The sequence below is a fragment of the Sphingomonas ginsengisoli An et al. 2013 genome (genome assembly GCF_009363895.1).
Taxonomy (GTDB): Bacteria; Pseudomonadota; Alphaproteobacteria; order Sphingomonadales; family Sphingomonadaceae; genus Sphingomicrobium; species Sphingomicrobium ginsengisoli.
In genome coordinates this window covers 1,580,517-1,596,349 of the sequence record NZ_CP045434.1, presented here as the reverse complement: position 1 = coordinate 1,596,349, position 15,833 = coordinate 1,580,517, and the positions used below count along the sequence as shown (strand labels likewise).

Sequence of the window (15,833 nt, the reverse complement as noted above, 5' to 3'; positions counted from 1 at the left end):
CGACATGATCCGGTCGGAACTGGTCAACAAGCTGTGTGGGGACTTCCCCGATCTGACCCAGCGTGAGGTCGAGACGGTGGTCGCCTCCCTGTTCGATTCGATCACCGAGCAACTGGCCGAGGGCGGCCGGGTCGAATTGCGCGGCTTCGGTGCCTTCTCCACCCGCCAGCGCGATGCCCGCGTCGGCCGCAACCCGCGCACCGGCGACAGCGTCGATGTCGACGCCAAGTGCGTGCCCTACTTCAAGCCCGGCAAGGAAATGCGCGAGCGCCTCAACTTGACCGAGGTCACCGCCGAGGCCGCCGAATAACCAGCGCTTGACCGCCGCCCCCACGCTCCCGATGAGCGTGAACTCGTGCGGGCGTGGCGGAATGGTAGACGCTGGAGACTTAAAATCTTCTGCCCACAAGGCGTGCGGGTTCGAGTCCCGCCGCCCGCACCAATAGTAAAACCTAAGTAAAATTGGGGCGGGGTCAAGTTTGTGGCCCGCCTAAGTTTGTGCGTGTTCTTAGGACGTTGCGCGCAACCGAAGCATCTCGTTAGTGCTTAACTTCGATCTCTGCTGTCGCCGTACTCTCGCGAATCGCGCCGAGTTCTCTGACAGTACATTTCGGGAGGCCGAGATGCGATGCAACACTTGATGGTGATTGGGGGCGCTAAAGGCGAAGAGCTTGGCGCTGCGCTTCCCAGGCGAGGGGCATTTCTTCGCAGCGCAGGAAGCGCTGGGTCGTCAAATCGGCGGGCTGCCGTCCTTCGATGATGGCGCTCAGGACTTCGGGCGCCAGGAACGAGATCTTGAGCATCCGCGCGCGATGGCGCGGACTGAAGTGATCCACGAGCGAATCCTTGGTGCCGGTGAGGGCTGAAGTGCGCACCGCCATCGCTAGCGCGACCATCCTGACGAGCGCGGGATCGGGCTCCTGATGCATACGGTCAGCGGCGGTGATCACGCGCCGTTCGTTGCCGCGGCTCGCAAGGCGGATGGCGATCGACTGCGGCGCAGCGTCCTTGAGTTCGATCGTAATGTGCTCGGAGGCGAGCTTTGCCTGCAGCGCCAGAGCCAGCAGCTGCCTGCGCTGCTCAGGCACCGGCAGGCCGGGCAGTCGCTCGGATGATGCACGGCTGTCGTCTAGGGAAGAGATGCATCCCACTGAGGCTGCCTGCTCAAGCATCGCTTTCTGGACAAGGCTGATCACCGCCCGATCGACTTCTGCTGCGGGAACGCGCCAGGCGGATTTGCGGGCTTCACCCGGCGTCAGTCTGCTGACGTAATAGTGGTGGCGCTTGCCACCGCGGCTTGTGAACACCGGGGTCATGGGCCGGCCATCCGGATCGGTGAGCATGCCGGTCAGCAAACTCGGGTAGCGGGTGCTCGCTCCGACTTTACGTGCGTTGCGATTGGTCTCGAGGACTGCCTGCACCTCCTCCCACAGGGCGGGCTCGATGATCGCCTCATGCTCGCCGTCAAACAGTTCACCGCGATGCTTGACCTTGCCGATGTAGAGAGGGTTCTGAAGCAATCTCGCGAGTGGACCACGGTAGATGGTTTTGCCGCCGATGACGCGGCCGCTGCCTTGGGTTCGCTGGGTGGTGGTAACGCCCTCCTGCGCAAGCTCGTCGACCAGCCGGACGATCGACCGACCCTCGGCGTAGCGCCGGAAGAGCATGCGGACCGTCTCTGCTTCGAAGGGCTCGATCACCAGCTTGCGATCGCGCACGACGTATCCGAGCGGCTCAGGGCCGCCCATCCACATGCCCTTGCGTTTGGACGCCGCGATCTTGTCGCGGATGCGCTCGCTGGTGACCTCGCGTTCGAACTGCGCAAAGGATAGCAGGACGTTGAGCGTCAGCCGGCCCATGCTGGTGGTGGTGTTGAAGGCCTGGGTCACACTGACGAAGGAAGCACCAGCCTTGTCGAGGATGTCGACGATCCGCGCGAAGTCGGCGAGGCTGCGGGTCAGGCGATCGACCTTGTAGACGACAATGACGTCGACTTTGCCGGCTTGCACATCCGCCAGCAGCTGCTTGAGGGCAGGGCGTTCCATGTTGCCACCGGACCAGCCGCCATCGTCGTAGTGATCGCTAACCGCCCGCCAGCCCTCGTGCGCCTGGCTGAGAATGTAGGCGCCACAAGCCTCTCGCTGCGCATCGAGGCTGTTGAAGGACTGCTCAAGTCCCTCTTCGGTCGACTTGCGCGTGTAGATGGCGCAGCGGCGCGGCTTCACGCAGCGCTCTTCCGGGCGGCTATGCCGAAGAAGCGCAGGCCCGACTGGTGCGTCCCGGTGATCTCCCGTGCAATCTCAGTCAGGCTGCCATAGCGCTGGCCGGCATGCTCGAAGCCACTGTCGAGTACGACCACTTGGTAGGACGCGCCGTTCCACTGCCGGATGAGCCGCGTGCCCGGCCGCAGTGAGGGGCGGAGTGGTGCCAGTGCTTCGCCAGTTCGAAGCCGCGCCAGCACGCGATCGATCTCGCGTCGCACCGACGACGGCAGATCACCGTGGACGCGCGCCTGCAGCTTCCATGCAATCCCGCGCCGCAGCAGATCGGGCCCGAGGTGCGGCGCCGGCTGGCGCCAGATCTCCCGCCACAACGCTCGCAGCTCGGTCGGGCGCATGCCGGGCAGCTGCGCGATCTTCTGCTCGACCGGGGTCACGCGGCGTGTTCCGTCACGGCGGCGGGCTCCGGTGCGGGTGCCAGTCGATAGCTGATCGCGCCGTCGCCGCGCTGCTCCTTCAGCACCTCAACGGTCTTGCGCACGCCCGACAGGAATGCCCGGACGCTATGCTCCTGCCACGCAGCTGCCTTGCATAGCTCTGGCACGGTGGCGCCGCGCTCGCGAGATAACAGTTTGCGCAAGCTTTCTGACTTGCTCGGCTTCTTCTTGTTCTTGGACATCGGTCAGTCTCCGCGGGCGGCATGCCCGCACTGACCAAGGCCGCGGCGGCGACCAGGCGCTGCGCGGCGGTGCCGAGTCGCTCACCCTCGGCACGCCAACAGCAATGCTCTGCTAAGGACCGAAGTCCAGTCCGCTTATGGTGGAAAGCGGAACGGCAGCTTTCGGCTGCTCCTTGGTAATTGGCGACGTTCGTTCATCCGACGCAAGACGTCGGCATCTACCCTTCTGCATACTAAAAGTGTGCTTAGCTTCGATCGCGGGCGGCGGCGCTAATCAGGCGTTTGATGTAGTCGACAACGCTCTGGGGGTCGTACGGTCGAGCGAGGTGTGGACCTTGCTCGCAGAGTTCAGCGGCCTTGTTTGCAGCGACTTCGATGTTTCCGGCTAACGCAATCTGAACGTCGTGACGGCGCTCGGTGGCCCACGATCGCAGGCGGAATGGGCTAAGAGATCCTGGCGCCTCAGCATCGCAGAGCACCGCAGCTATGTGCATGCTGGTGTCCTCCAGAACAACCTTGGCCTCGTCCGTATTGCTAGCTTCAACAACCCTGTAACCGCAATCTCGCAGGTAGTCGGAAATCCCATGGCGTACGAGCACGTCGCCATCGACAACCAAGATGACCGTTGAGCTGCTTTCGATCATTTTGCCGAAATCGCCTGTTTGATTAGAAATATGAGTTCGGCCGGCTGGAATGGCTTGGGAAGGAAAACATCTGCCGAGTGAGGGGTCCCCAGGTCGAAATCGGCCGACACCAAGATGAGCGGTTTGTGGGGTTCTAAAGCTTTGATCGCGAACGAGAGTTGAACTCCATCGATCGGACCGGGCATTTTGACATCACTTACCACGAGGCTGATCCTAGGGTGAGCTCGAAACTGTCGCAGCGCCTCTTCGGAAGTTGCTGCCTCAAGCACTTCAAAGCCTTCATCGCGAAGGATCTCCGCAATGAAAATGCGGACGAGGATCTCATCCTCAACTAAGAGGAGAGTGCGCTTCGGCAGCCCGACAGCTTCTCGATTGGCGTCAGAAACTATCACATTGCCCCCTCAGAAAGGCTCCAACGGCCCGTTCGTGTCATTGGGTCCGTTTATGTTTGCAACTGAGTAAGCAAAGGAAAGCTGGCCTTAGATTCATGCCCGCTGTGTACATCCACTCAGCCGTGTTTATGGGTGCGCCCGGCGGCTTGAGAGCTCGCCGGACGCACGTCGTGGTTCATTGCCCCTGCGGATACAACGCGACGAGCTGACCCCTTGCTTCAGGTCCCTTAGTGAAAGCTCCGCCGTCGGTGACCACGTAAAGCGTTGCCCGGTCGAAAGTGCCTCGGCCGAATGCCGCAGCTGTCGCACCCACAATGTGTTGGCGGTTATCGCCGACCAAAGTTCGCTTACCGCGCTCATCGATACGAACGAGCGTGTCATACGGGTGCGTGGTGACAAAGATCGAGCCGTCGGAGTTGATGGCAAAATCGTCGCCCGGGACACCCTTCGCCAAGACCTTCGCCCGACCGAAATGGCCAGCCGAGTTCAGTTCGTAAGAGAGCGCCTCTGCTGAGTCAGAAACAGTGACGATCATCTGCCGGCCCTTGAATTGGATGCCATTGGCACCAGGAGCGAGCGCGATGAAGGGCCGTGCTGCTAGCGCCTTGTCAGCAATCACTTGAGCAGCGTGACCAGACGAGGGATCGATCTTCCAGATCGCAGCCAACGAGCTGTCAGCCGAGTAGAGCTGGCCGTCCGGTCCAAAGGCGATACCGTTTGGCCAGGCGCCACCTGGAAGACGGGAGATCATCTTTGGCGCTTCTCGCCTGCCGATCTTCCAAACCCCTGAAACTTCGCCGTGACTGGTCATGAAGATCGTTCCGTCAGCATCCACGGCGATCATTCCAGCAGTAGTGCCGATCGGAGTTTGAAAGAGCACTCGCTCGCTTCCGCTCGGAGCGCGCGCGATCAGGACGCCGCTTGCTTTGCGGTAGTAGTCGCTGACGTTGAAATTCAAATTGCGGTTGCCGGTAAGGTAGAGCGTGCCATCTGAGCCGGCGGCAATGCCTTCGAAAGCAAGACCTGCGTCATAGGTCTTCAGAACCCGCGAGGAGATCGGTTGGTAGGGTAGGTTAGCAGCTGTCGGCAGCAGCATTACCTTTAGGCCGAGGGGCTGAAGGATGGCCGCACCAAATGCGGCGACGCTAACCAAGACGGACACTCCGAAATCAGTGCTACGTCGGTGCCGCATGGCGGGAACGCAGCAAAGCCCCACTACGGCAGTGCCCGCCAAGCATGCGGCGAAGAAAACCAAAAAAGGCACGAAGCATGCGGCGAGCAATGCGACGCCGCAGACCATAAAGATGATTGAACGGACACCCAGGAGCACTCGGCTGGGCACTTGAAGCAGTCCCTCGCGACCTGATCGTTTCCGCCGGCGCCATGACGAGAAGGCGAGGTAAACCATCACGCCGCAAAGCAGCGCGCATAGACTTAAACTGATCATAGCGAACTCCGGTAGGAAGCTAGGTTAAAGTAACATCACGCGCACACAGGATAATAGGTAGGAAGCTACCTAATAAGTTGATGAATTAAGCGGTGATCGCCTCAAGATTCAGCTCGATCTTCTTGAGCGAGGTCATGAACTCTCTGGCTTGCTGGTCGCTAAAGCCGTCGAACATCTGCTCGACCAACTTTTCACCAGCGTCGCAAAAACTCTTAGAACTGCAAAGATGTCGAGCTTTCGACGTCATATGTATCGTCTTCACTCGTGCGTCATGGGCATCGGCTTGTCGTTGAACGTGCCCCTCGCGCTCAAGCACGTCGATGATGTTGGTGAGTGTGGGAGAGGAGATCGCGAGGCGCCTCTGTAACTCACGATGCTGCAAACCGTCTTCGTGGAGTAGAAGCTGAAGTACATCGAAGTGTGCGCTGGTCAGGCCGAACGAGCCGACCGTAGCGTCAAGCGCCCGACGGAGCGCCAGATAGGCCTTTTTGAGCTCGAGGGTGGGGTGCGACATTTGTGTAGGATGCTATCGAGGCATTTGAATGTCAATAGGGAGCTATCGAAGCATCACAGTTGGACATCGGCGGCGTGGCGCCTCTTGCGAGCTTAGGTGGCTTCTGGTGGTAGGCGGACTGACTGCTTTCGGGCGAGCATTGGCTGAAGGCGGACGTTCGTTCATGCCCGGCCGAGCGTCAGCTTAGCGCCCATTACGGTCGTCTTGGGCCGGTCGACGCCAGCCCGCTTTCGGCCATGCGTTCATCGTTCCCGAAAGCAGTCGTTCGTTCAGCCGGCCCCAACTCCGGTCATTTGTTCAGTCAATCCAAGGGTGACAGCTTTGCGCCCATAGCAGCCGCTCCCGATGCCTTCGCTGGCACCCTGAATCGGACCTTCGTTCAGCTAAGTAGCTAATGTCTACTTCCGACCCATTCGGGACATAAGCGCGGCGAATGCTCCGCACTCGCTTCGGTCGTTGAGCTGGAGCTGAGAGTTTGCATAAGGGAAGTTCAGTCAGGCTTGTCGCAGTTTAGCCAAGGGGAAAGTCAGCCCCGGATAATCGGGCAGCGTTATTGGACGCAATCTGCGAAATTCCTTGGGGCCCTGTCGTCTAGATCAAGCGTTCACGGACGGATGGGAACAGCCTTGGCCGAGTTCACGCGTCCGAAGAACAGCAAGATCCAAGAGGGGAGTCAGTATCCTGCCCAGCCGGGCAAGCGCCTCAAGACTCTCAAGGTTTACCGATACGATCCCGGCAGTGGGGCTAATCCCACGTTCGACCGCTATGTGATCGACCTCGACACCACCGGACCTATGGTCCTGGACGCGCTAATAAAGATCAAGAACGAGATCGACACCACGCTGACGTTCCGACGATCGTGCCGCGAGGACATCTGCGGTTCTTGTGCGATGGCCGCGCATCAAAGCCACGTCTGCGACCATCAGACTAAAGTGCGCGTTAGTCTGACACCACTAGGTAAATACTACATTCCGCCGCAGCCGGCGCCTCTATAGTCAAACACGGCAATCAGAGCGTCGCGGCGATACTGAGCTCTCCAGACATCGGAAGTGACTTTGCCAACGGCCGCCTCTGGTTGTCGCTTGCCAAGGACGGCAAGGTTCACAAAGAAGACGTTGCACTGACCTAAGGCAGCATCAGCAACGTCACCCGCAGACTCTCGTACCTTTGCATAGACTTTGCTCCAGTGTCGAACACACGCGCCGGCACTCTCAATTTGCTCGTTCCATTTATCTGGCGTCTTCGGAACTGCGTAATCCTCGGGCTGACAGACGGCCTCGTTCGCCTGTGAGCAGCTTGCGGCGAGTAGCGCCATGATGGCTAAGGCGCGCTTCATTCAGGCTTTTCCTGACGCTGGGGCCTTCGGGCAGGGCTCCGATGGGCACCGATCCCTCGCGGTGGCCCGGTGCCGGACCTCCTTCGTGTTATTCTGAATGGCAGCATGGATCTTAACCTTTATAAGCGGACTCAGACTCTTCTTGATGAGCCGTCTCCCGGATTTCGGTGCCATGGAACTTCAGAGCTGGTCGAAGAAGTCGACCTCGCCACTAGCGAGGTTGTAATACGCCCCCACGATCTTAAGCGTCCCATCTAGAAGTGGTTGCGTGAGAATGGCTGCGCTTGCTTCACGCAATCCTCGGACGACCCGTCTCACGTTAGCCCGGACGGCATTCTCGACCGGATCGCCCTCGCACTCACGTGCTTCAAGAACAGCAGGAATGATGGGTTCGATCATCGAGCCAATCGCTCCGGGGAACTGCGCATTTTTATCGACAACGGACATCGCGGCAGTAACGGCGCCGCAGCTCTCGTGCCCCATAACGACGATAAGCGGAACTCCGAGCACGGCGACAGCGAACTCAATTGAGCCTCTCGCAACAGTGTCGACTGTGTTGCCCGCATTTCTAACGATGAATAACTCTCCTAGGCCCCGTCCAAAGAGAAGCTCGGGAGGTACGCGGCTATCTGAGCAGGAGAGGTAGGCACAAAACGGTGATTGACCTTGAGCCAAGCTCAATCGCCGGTCAGCGCTGACGTCAGGAGATTGCGCTTCTCCTCGCAGAAACGCTTCGTTGCCGCATCGCAGAAGATTTAGAGCCTCATCTGGCGTCACTGATTTCTCCCTTTCTAAGTTGCGCCATGCCGAACTCTGGTGCTCCGAACGAAGTCGATGCTCTCCGAAATTGGTTGGTTAAGAACATCGAGTGTTCGCCAGCGCGAGTTTATCTCCGATGGCCCCGATGCCGCCGTCTAGCGCTACGGCAACCGTGAACGTGGCGCTCGCTGGCCTTAGGCCGTACCAACTGCGAATGCGGCGCGAAATTGCTGAAGTCCGCTCTACCGATTGTCGCGATTCGACGGCGAGTGACTGCTTACAAAACGTTTTGGACTTTAACCCTGTCGTGATTTGTCACTTTTGGATTGCTTCTGACTTCACCGCTCTTCTGACTAGCTCGGACCTTCAACAAGTCCTGTCGGGAAATAATACCGACCACCCGCCGATCGTGGTGACCGACGATCGGGATACGCCCAACGCCTGACTCGACCATCATGTCGGCGATCTCGCCGCAAAGTGTCTCGGGGTACGCACATTCGATTGAATCGTCGGACATAACGTCAGCCAGAGTGCCCTCGGCTGCGCGATTGACGGTCCAATCCAGGGCGTCTGCTCTCGAGACGAGGCCGATCAGTCGGCCGTCCTTGTCGATGACCGGATATGAGCGATGAATTGCCTCATCTGCGAAGAATCGTACTACTTGCGAAAGCGGCATGTCGCCTGGAAGTGTGGCCGGATCCGAGGTCATTAGCTGCCCAGCTTGAAGAAACTCCAGCGGATCCACTGAATACTCGCGCAGAATGTGTCGTCCGCGCCGCGCGATCTTTTCGGTCAAAATCGAGCGCTTCATAATGAGGACACTGATGGCGTAAGCGGATGCTCCGGCCGCGATTGTCTCTGGAAGCGCGGGCAAGTGATTGGTGAGTTCAGCTGCGAACAAAGCGCCGGTCATTGGCGCGCGCATAACTCCACTCATGATCCCGGCCATGCCAATCATAGCCCAGAACCCGGGCGAGCCAGTTAGGTACTGGCCGACGAGGAACCCTAAGCAGCCGCCGAGAATAAGCAGCGGGGCCACCACCCCGCCAGAGGTTCCCGAACCGAGCGCGATCAGCCACACCACGGCCTTGGTCACAAGCAAGATCAGGACCGCTTTGACTGCCAGACTGCCATTCAGCAGGTCTTGGATGCTACCGTAACCGGCGCCGAGTACGTGGATGTCAATCATCGCACCGAGCCCCACCACTACGGCTCCGAGCGCCGGCCACCACATCCAGTGGACCGGAAGAGCATGAAATCCATCTTCGATGCGATAGAGAAGGAACGAGAGCAATGCGGCGAGAAACCCGGTAAGCAGACCAATCCCGGCAGCGATTGCTACAGGTCCGATCCCGTTGGGCGTCGGTGCCGCAAACGGGAACAACGGACCGCCGCCAACGAGTAGTGGACGCCAGGCGAGTGCCACTAGAACTGCGGTCACTACGGGAACAAAGCTGCGTGGCTTGAGCTCGAACAGCAGCAGCTCGACGGCAAGCATGATTGAGGCGAATGGAGTGCCGAAGATGCCGGTCATTCCAGCAACGGCTCCCGCAACCAGGAGGGTCTTCCGCTCAGCGGCGCTAAGGTGGAAGAGCTGGGCGAAGAGGGAGCCAATGGCACCACCGGTCATGATGATCGGACCCTCTGCTCCGAAGGGCCCGCCGCTGCCGATCGAAATTGCGGACGACACTGGCTTAAGCAGCGCGACCTTCAACGATAGGCGGCTTTCGCCGAACAGGATGGTTTCAATGGCCTCGGGAATGCCGTGGCCTCGAATCTTGTCGGAGCCAAAACGCGCCATCAAGCCGATTATCAATCCGCCAATTATCGGAATTAGCATCAGCAGAAGCGGGTTGCCGCTGGCGATAGTGGCGGGTCTAAACGTGAAGTTGCCGAACCAGAGAATGTTCGTCGCGAGCGCGATGAGTTTGAGCAGGATCCAGGCGGCAAAAGCACCGCCAGTACCCGCCATAATAGCCATTGCTGCAAGGATCAGCATGCGATGGTCAGCGCTGTAGTCTGCAAGCCGTGGACGGTTTGTTGAAGAGATTTTGGCCATGACGAGCGCTTCTCGCGATCGGTGGTCTGATTGCAAGTTTCAGGTTGAATCGCCGAGCCACGAATTGACGCGGGTCAAGCAAGCGCCACACACACCTGCGGATCGCCTTTGAGGATCACAGATTCGATCTAGAGGTTATAGCTGGGCTGCGGCTCCCAACATCATGCTGGAGCTCGGCCGCTGGTTAAGTTCAGATCAGGGCGAGGCTAGCTGCTCCATTCAACCGTTCGCTGATCGGCTGCCTAATTCCTGCGCTTCAGTTTCGACCTCGTAATTGGCAAGTTCATCGAGAATTGACCGTCGTCAATTGCCCGGTGGCAGACTTAAGCGCATTCGGTTGCGCGATTGCGAGGGAAAGGATCACGAATATCTTAAGACGTCTCGCCGCTGCTGCGCTTGTCGGATGCTTGGTTCTCCCGTCGTCCTGCGAGCAAGCGCGGCAGCAGCCATCGACAAAGGCGATGACCATTGGGAACGCAGGTCAGGGCGCATTCGATGCGGCGCCCGGCGGTCCGGCCGGTGAGTGGACCAGTCAGGCGCGTGATTACGCGAACAGCCGCTTCTCACCCCTGAACCAGATTGATCGCTCCAACGTCGCGCGTTTGAAGGCGGCGTGGACCTTCTCCGATGGCGCCCTCTACGGCCATGAAGGAGCGCCGCTGGTCAAGGACAACGTGATGTACACGGTGTCTCCTTTTCCCAACCGGGCGTTCGCGCTCGATCTCACAAAGCCCGGTCCGGACATCAAGTGGATGTTCGACCCGAAGCCCTCGCCGACTGCGATCGGAAAGGCTTGCTGCGACGCAGTGCTGCGCGGCTGGGCCATCGGCAATGGCAAGCTCGTCTATAATCTCCTCGACGCTCACACAGTTGCGGTCGACCTGGCAACAGGCAAGGAGGTCTGGCGCACACGTATGGCGGATGTCGCCAATGGGGTGACGATGACCATGTCGGCCTTCATCGTCGGCAACAAGGTCTTCGTCGGAAACTCCGGCGGCGAAATGGGCGTGTCGGGCTGGCTCGCAGCGCTCGACCTCAACACGGGTAAGGAGTTGTGGCGCGCTTATTCGGTGGGCTCCGACAAGGACGTGAAGATCGGGCCGCGGTTCAAGCCGTTCTACCCGCAGCTGAAGGGCAAGGACCTGGGACTTCGGACCTGGCCGCCGGGCATGTCTCAGCACGGGGCCGGGGCCGCATGGGGGTTCATCAGCTACGATCCCGAGACGAATCTGATCTTCTACGGGACGTCGAATCCGGGGCCGCGGGTGCCGGCCCAGCGGCCGGGCGACAATCTTTGGACCAGCGCGGTGTTTGCGCGTGACGCCGACACGGGCGAGGCGGTCTGGGCCTACCAATTCACGCCGCACGACCAGTGGGATTATGACGGTGTGAACGAGATGATGCTGCTCGATCTTCCGATAAACGGAAGGATGCGCAAGACGCTCGTCCACTTCGATCGCAATACGTACGCCTATGTACTTGACCGCACGACGGGCCAAGTACTGCGAGCAGACAATTTTGCTCCCCAGAACTGGAGCAGCGGCTTCGATTACAAGACGGGCCGACCGCTGGTAGTACCTTCGAAGCAGCCGCAGCCGGGGCAGAAGCTCAAGGTCTGCCCACCCGACATTGGCCAGAAGGATTGGGAACCACCGGCCTTCAGTCCTCGCACGGGCCTCATCTATGTGGGCATTTTCAATCTCTGTATGAACCTGACCGATCACAAGGTGAGCTACATTGCCGGCACACCGTACGACGGGATGGAGATGACCCGCGAAAGCGCCGATGGGCCGAACGGTGGCTGGGGCGCCTTTCTAGCCTGGGACCCGGTTCACGGCCGGGCAGCCTGGAAGATTCCTGAGAAGTTCATGGTAATGTCTGGTGCCATCGCCACGGCCGGGGACGTGGTTTTCTATGGAACCACGGACGGCTGGTTCCGGGCGGTCGATGCGACAAATGGCAAGGTCCTGTTCCAGCAAAAGCTTTCGAGCGGGATCATCGGCCAGCCGATCACCTATCTCGGTCCCGACGGGCGGCAATATGTCGCGGTCCCAAGCGGCGTGGGGGGCGCGGCCAAGGTGCAATCCGGCCGGGCCGGCTATCCGGCGCGCGGATCGACCCTTTATGTCTTCTCTATCGACGGAAAGGGCGTTCAGGGCGGAAAGGTCGGGCCATCATGAAGCCGGCCGGGGTGATTGCGATTGCGATGACTGCGGCCGCTGCGGGGGCGGCTACCGCTGGATGGATCGTGAGCTCGCACCAGAGAACCGGACCGGCAGGCCTGCTGGCGACCAACATCGGCTATACCGGTCCGGCCGCTGTTCCGGTGGGTGCACCACCGGGCCATATCCCCTACACCGGGCTCGGCATCACCAACCCGCTGGGCAACTCGCCCCAGGTGATCGCCAGGGGCAAACGCCTGTACGAGGCGATGAATTGCGCCGGGTGCCACGGCTACAAGGGGGAAGGGAACATGGGTCCCGACCTCACCGATGCTTACTGGCGTTACGGCGGCACGCCGGTTCAGATCTATAAGACGCTGTATGAGGGACGGCCGCAGGGCATGCCGGCTTGGGGCTCCGCACTGCCGTCCGACCAGATCTGGGCGCTGACGGCCTATGTCTCGTCACTTGGCGGCAAGCCATCGGACCGCGCCGCAAACGGCGGTGAAGCGCGCAGCAGCGAAGCTGACCGCCTGAACCCCTCGGGCAGTGCGCCAATGCCGAGCAACAGCGGCGCTGGCCTGGAAGGACAGTGAGGAGGGGCGCGCCCGTCATCGCCGCGGTGCTGCTCACCGGCTGCGCCGCTACTCCGCTCGGCTATCTCGAAGGAAGCGGAAGCCGTTCGGCCACCATCCTCCAGTCACTCGGCTGGGGGTTCACCGCGATTTCATGCGTGGTCGTGATCGTTATCGCCGGCCTTATCGGGGTGGGTATCTGGCGCGGCCGGGTGCGCGCGGCCGCCGAAGCCAGCGACGTCGGCCGGGAAGCTGGCGGCGTTAAAGCGATTTACTGGGGTGTCGGGCTGTCGATCCCGGTCCTGATCGGCATGGCCGTCTGGACCTTCCTGTCCGTGCAGGCCCTTGCAGTGCCGAGCAGCTCGCCTACGCTGGCGGTCAGCATCATCGGGCACCGCTGGTGGTGGGAGATCCGCTACCAATCGCCGTTGTACCCCGCCGACATCGTCACCACCGCCAACGAATTGGTCATTCCCACAGGCGTGCCGGTTCGGGTGGACCTCGGAAGCGCCGACGTCATTCACGACTTCTGGGTGCCCAAACTTGGCCCGAAGATGGACATGGTCCCGGGGCGGACCAACCACACCTGGCTGCAGGCCGACCGCGAGGGCACCTATCGCGGCCAGTGTGCCGAGTTCTGCGGCTTGCAGCACGGTCACATGGGCTTTGTCGTCCACGCACTCTCGCCAAAAGCATTCGACGTTTGGGTGACGAGGCAGCGCCAGCCAGCGCTGGTGGCGGGACCGTCGCCGGCAGCGCTTTCCCTGTTCGAAGTGAAATGCGCGGCCTGCCACACGGTACGGGGAACGACGGCCGCCGGTATCTACGGTCCGGACCTGACCCATGTCGGGGGCAGGACCACCTTGGCGGCCGCAATGACGCCCAATACGCCCGACAATCTGAATCGGTGGCTGGGTGACACGCAAGGGGTCAAGCCTGGCGCGGAGATGCCGCAGATTGACCTTTCACGGGTGCAGCGCGGGCAGCTGGTGAACTGGCTGGAGACGCTCAAGTGAGCACGACCCTTGACCGGCCGGCCGACTGGAAGGCGCCGCAGGACGCGGGTCCGGTGGATGGAGCGCCGCTGGCCTCCGTCATTCCGGCCGAAGCGGAACGCCGGCTGGCCGAGGCCTGGGAGGACTCGCCGGGCCTCAGGGGCTGGTTCGGAACGGTTGACCACAAGAAGATCGGGATCCGCTACATCATCACGGCCTTTGTCTTCCTGACAATCGGGGGGGTCGAAGCGCTCGTGATGCGGCTGCAGTTGGCGCAGCCGAACAACAACCTGCTCAATCCGGAGCAGTACAACCAGCTGTTCTCGATGCACGGCGTGACGATGATCTTCCTGTACGCCCTGCCGATCCTGTCAGGCTTTTCCAACTATCTCTGGCCGCTGATGCTTGGCAGCCGCGACATGGCGTATCCGCGACTGAATGCCCTGAGCTTCTGGCTCTATGTTGTGTCCGGAATTTTCCTCTACGTCAGCTTTCCACTCGGGGCCGCACCGAACGACGGCTGGTTCAACTACGTCCCCAACGGATCGGCCGAATATGACCCCGGCCCGAACATCGACGTCTACTGCCTGGGCATGATCTTCCTGGGCATCTCGACTGCCGTGGGGTCAGCCAACTTCGTCGTCACCCTGCTCAGGATGCGCGCGCCGGGCATGTCCCTCAACCGGGTGCCGATCATCATCTGGGGAACGCTGACAGCCTCGGCCGCCAACCTGCTCGCTATCCCTGCCGTAAGTCTGGCCTGCCTGATGCTGTGGTTTGATCGGAATTTCGGCACCCACTTCTACGATATCGGTGGCGGGGGACAGCCGCTGCTGTGGCAGCACCTCTTCTGGATGTTCGGTCACCCTTGGGTCTACGCCGTGGTGCTGCCTGCGATGGGCATGGTCAGCGATGGACTGCCGGTCCACTGTCGGCGACCGCTGGTCGGCTACACGCTCGTGGCGATGGCGACCGTTACGACGATGGTAGTGGGGTTCGGCGTTTGGCTGCACCACATGTTCGCTACGGGGCTGCCCTCGTTGGCACTGAGCTTCTTCTCGGCAGCGAGCTTCGTGATCGCCATTCCGTCCGCCATTTCGGTGTTCGCCTGGATTGCGACGATCTGGACCGGGCGGGCGCGCCTCACCGTTCCCTTTCTCTTCTTCACCTCGGTCATCCTGCTGTTCGTGATCGGCGGTGTGTCGGGGGTAATGACCGCCAGCCTGGCGCTCGACTGGCAGCTGACCGACACCTACTTCATCGTCGCGCATCTCCATTACGTGCTGATTGGGATCAACCTCTTCGCCGTGGTCGGCGCCGTCTACCACTGGTTCCCGAAGATGACCGGAAGGATGATGAACGAGCGCCTTGGTTACTGGGTGTTCGGGCTGATGTTCGGCGGCTTCAACGTCGCCTTCCTCCCCATGCACCTGCTTGGCCTCGAGGGCATGCCCCGCCGGGTCTATACTTACGGCGCCGACATGGGCTTCGGCACCACCAACCTGGTCGTAACGGTCGGAGCCATTACCTTCGCCGGTGGCATTGGTCTGTTCTTCCTGTCGATCCTGCTGGCGCGACTGTCGGGCCGGCCCGCCGGGCCCAATCCCTGGGATGGACCTAGCCTGGAATGGTCGATTCCCTCGCCGCCGCCGGCTTACAACTTCGCCGTCATTCCCCTGATCGCGTCCCGTCATCCGCTGTGGGAAGATCGCCTGCTGGCGGAGGATCAGCCGCACAGCCGTTTGGCTGAAGGCTATCTCCTCGACGAGGGCAAGGAGACGCTAGGCGTCACACCGCTCGATGCAGAGCCCGACGTCATTCTGAAGATGCCGGGCGATAGCATCCTACCGGTGTTGCTGTCGGTGTCACTGTTGCCGCTGTTCGGCGGCATGTTGCTGCTGAAGCCTTGGTTCGCTGCCGCCGGCGCAGCCGCCGCATTCGCTATCCTCATCGCTTGGTTCTGGCCGCATCCCGTACTTCAGCGGGAAGAGCAGGCGCGCATGTATGTCTGAGGCGGCGACTGCTCCCAACGCCTTACCGGTACACGGAAGA

General features: G+C 60.8%; 16 protein-coding genes and 1 tRNA gene. 7 read left to right on the top strand and 10 right to left on the bottom strand.

Annotated elements, in window-relative coordinates; all coding sequences use genetic code 11:
* The first annotated feature begins 4 nt into the window (after positions 1-4).
* Positions 5-310, top strand: coding sequence for an integration host factor subunit beta (locus GCU42_RS07650; protein ID WP_114226969.1), 306 nt, complete (start codon positions 5-7; stop codon positions 308-310).
* Between the two features lie 47 nt (positions 311-357).
* Positions 358-442 (top strand) — tRNA-Leu (locus GCU42_RS07645).
* Between the two features lie 214 nt (positions 443-656).
* On the opposite strand, the gene GCU42_RS07640 is transcribed toward GCU42_RS07645, so the two are convergent.
* The 7 genes from GCU42_RS07640 to GCU42_RS07610 all read right to left on the bottom strand — a co-directional run bounded on the left by GCU42_RS07640 (position 657) and on the right by GCU42_RS07610 (position 5,895).
* The gene (locus GCU42_RS07640; protein WP_114226968.1) at positions 657-2,225 is read right to left on the bottom strand and encodes a recombinase family protein; all 1,569 of its coding nucleotides are present in this window, start codon (positions 2,223-2,225) and stop codon (positions 657-659) included.
* Positions 2,222-2,656 carry a DUF2924 domain-containing protein gene (locus GCU42_RS07635; protein WP_114226967.1) on the bottom strand — a complete coding sequence of 145 codons (435 nt, stop codon included), beginning with the start codon at positions 2,654-2,656 and terminating at the stop codon, positions 2,222-2,224. The genes GCU42_RS07640 and GCU42_RS07635 overlap by 4 nt, the downstream gene beginning before the upstream one ends.
* Complete coding sequence (locus tag GCU42_RS07630; protein WP_114226966.1) at positions 2,653-2,898, bottom strand: DUF3489 domain-containing protein; 246 nt, start codon at positions 2,896-2,898, stop codon at positions 2,653-2,655. Before GCU42_RS07630 ends, GCU42_RS07635 begins: the two co-directional genes overlap by 4 nt.
* Positions 2,899-3,143: 245 nt before the next feature.
* Positions 3,144-3,542 carry a DNA-binding transcriptional response regulator gene (locus GCU42_RS07625; protein WP_114226965.1) on the bottom strand — a complete coding sequence of 133 codons (399 nt, stop codon included), beginning with the start codon at positions 3,540-3,542 and terminating at the stop codon, positions 3,144-3,146.
* Complete coding sequence (locus GCU42_RS07620; RefSeq protein ID WP_114226964.1) at positions 3,539-3,934, bottom strand: response regulator; 396 nt, start codon at positions 3,932-3,934, stop codon at positions 3,539-3,541. Before GCU42_RS07620 ends, GCU42_RS07625 begins: the two co-directional genes overlap by 4 nt.
* A 175-nt stretch (positions 3,935-4,109) precedes the next feature.
* Positions 4,110-5,381 carry an SMP-30/gluconolactonase/LRE family protein gene (locus GCU42_RS07615; RefSeq protein ID WP_152569497.1) on the bottom strand — a complete coding sequence of 424 codons (1,272 nt, stop codon included), beginning with the start codon at positions 5,379-5,381 and terminating at the stop codon, positions 4,110-4,112.
* A gap of 85 nt (positions 5,382-5,466) precedes the next feature.
* The gene (locus GCU42_RS07610; protein ID WP_114226962.1) at positions 5,467-5,895 is read right to left on the bottom strand and encodes a MarR family winged helix-turn-helix transcriptional regulator; all 429 of its coding nucleotides are present in this window, start codon (positions 5,893-5,895) and stop codon (positions 5,467-5,469) included.
* Between the two features lie 626 nt (positions 5,896-6,521).
* On the opposite strand from GCU42_RS07610, the gene GCU42_RS07605 reads away from it, so the two are divergent.
* Entirely contained in the window at positions 6,522-6,890 is a 369-nt protein-coding gene (locus tag GCU42_RS07605) for a 2Fe-2S iron-sulfur cluster-binding protein (protein ID WP_114227775.1), read from the top strand.
* On the opposite strand, the gene GCU42_RS07600 is transcribed toward GCU42_RS07605, so the two are convergent.
* The 3 genes from GCU42_RS07600 to GCU42_RS07590 all read right to left on the bottom strand — a co-directional run bounded on the left by GCU42_RS07600 (position 6,860) and on the right by GCU42_RS07590 (position 10,049).
* Positions 6,860-7,231, bottom strand: a complete 372-nt coding sequence (locus GCU42_RS07600; protein ID WP_152569496.1) for a hypothetical protein — start codon at positions 7,229-7,231, stop codon at positions 6,860-6,862. The two genes, GCU42_RS07605 and GCU42_RS07600, sit on opposite strands and share 31 nt — an antisense overlap.
* A gap of 180 nt (positions 7,232-7,411) precedes the next feature.
* The gene (locus GCU42_RS07595) at positions 7,412-8,008 is read right to left on the bottom strand and encodes a carbonic anhydrase (RefSeq protein WP_114226961.1); all 597 of its coding nucleotides are present in this window, start codon (positions 8,006-8,008) and stop codon (positions 7,412-7,414) included.
* Positions 8,009-8,267: 259 nt separating this feature from the next.
* Entirely contained in the window at positions 8,268-10,049 is a 1,782-nt protein-coding gene (locus GCU42_RS07590) for a chloride channel protein (protein WP_240309376.1), read from the bottom strand.
* Between the two features lie 461 nt (positions 10,050-10,510).
* Between GCU42_RS07590 and GCU42_RS07585 the strand changes: the two genes are divergently transcribed.
* The 4 genes from GCU42_RS07585 to GCU42_RS07570 are packed head-to-tail and all read left to right on the top strand — an operon-like array spanning position 10,511 to position 15,793.
* Positions 10,511-12,229 carry a PQQ-dependent dehydrogenase, methanol/ethanol family gene (locus GCU42_RS07585; protein ID WP_114226959.1) on the top strand — a complete coding sequence of 573 codons (1,719 nt, stop codon included), beginning with the start codon at positions 10,511-10,513 and terminating at the stop codon, positions 12,227-12,229.
* Positions 12,226-12,807 carry a c-type cytochrome gene (locus tag GCU42_RS07580; protein ID WP_114226958.1) on the top strand — a complete coding sequence of 194 codons (582 nt, stop codon included), beginning with the start codon at positions 12,226-12,228 and terminating at the stop codon, positions 12,805-12,807. The genes GCU42_RS07585 and GCU42_RS07580 overlap by 4 nt, the downstream gene beginning before the upstream one ends.
* Before the next feature lie 26 nt (positions 12,808-12,833).
* On the top strand, positions 12,834-13,802 hold the full coding sequence (gene coxB / locus GCU42_RS07575; protein ID WP_205214947.1) for a cytochrome c oxidase subunit II: 969 nt from the start codon (positions 12,834-12,836) through the stop codon (positions 13,800-13,802).
* Entirely contained in the window at positions 13,799-15,793 is a 1,995-nt protein-coding gene (locus GCU42_RS07570; RefSeq protein WP_205214946.1) for a cytochrome c oxidase subunit I, read from the top strand. Before coxB ends, GCU42_RS07570 begins: the two co-directional genes overlap by 4 nt.
* Positions 15,794-15,833: the final 40 nt, after the last annotated feature.

Coding starts and splice junctions, on each gene's coding strand:
- GCU42_RS07650 (WP_114226969.1), top strand. CDS start 5: ATGATCCGGTCGGAACTGGTCAACAAGCTGTGTGGGGACTTCCCCGAT.
- GCU42_RS07610 (WP_114226962.1), bottom strand. CDS start 5,895: ATGTCGCACCCCACCCTCGAGCTCAAAAAGGCCTATCTGGCGCTCCGT.
- GCU42_RS07600 (WP_152569496.1), bottom strand. CDS start 7,231: ATGAAGCGCGCCTTAGCCATCATGGCGCTACTCGCCGCAAGCTGCTCA.
- GCU42_RS07580 (WP_114226958.1), top strand. CDS start 12,226: ATGAAGCCGGCCGGGGTGATTGCGATTGCGATGACTGCGGCCGCTGCG.
- GCU42_RS07615 (WP_152569497.1), bottom strand. CDS start 5,381: ATGATCAGTTTAAGTCTATGCGCGCTGCTTTGCGGCGTGATGGTTTAC.
- GCU42_RS07585 (WP_114226959.1), top strand. CDS start 10,511: ATGACCATTGGGAACGCAGGTCAGGGCGCATTCGATGCGGCGCCCGGC.
- GCU42_RS07590 (WP_240309376.1), bottom strand. CDS start 10,049: ATGGCCAAAATCTCTTCAACAAACCGTCCACGGCTTGCAGACTACAGC.
- GCU42_RS07630 (WP_114226966.1), bottom strand. CDS start 2,898: ATGTCCAAGAACAAGAAGAAGCCGAGCAAGTCAGAAAGCTTGCGCAAA.
- GCU42_RS07625 (WP_114226965.1), bottom strand. CDS start 3,542: ATGATCGAAAGCAGCTCAACGGTCATCTTGGTTGTCGATGGCGACGTG.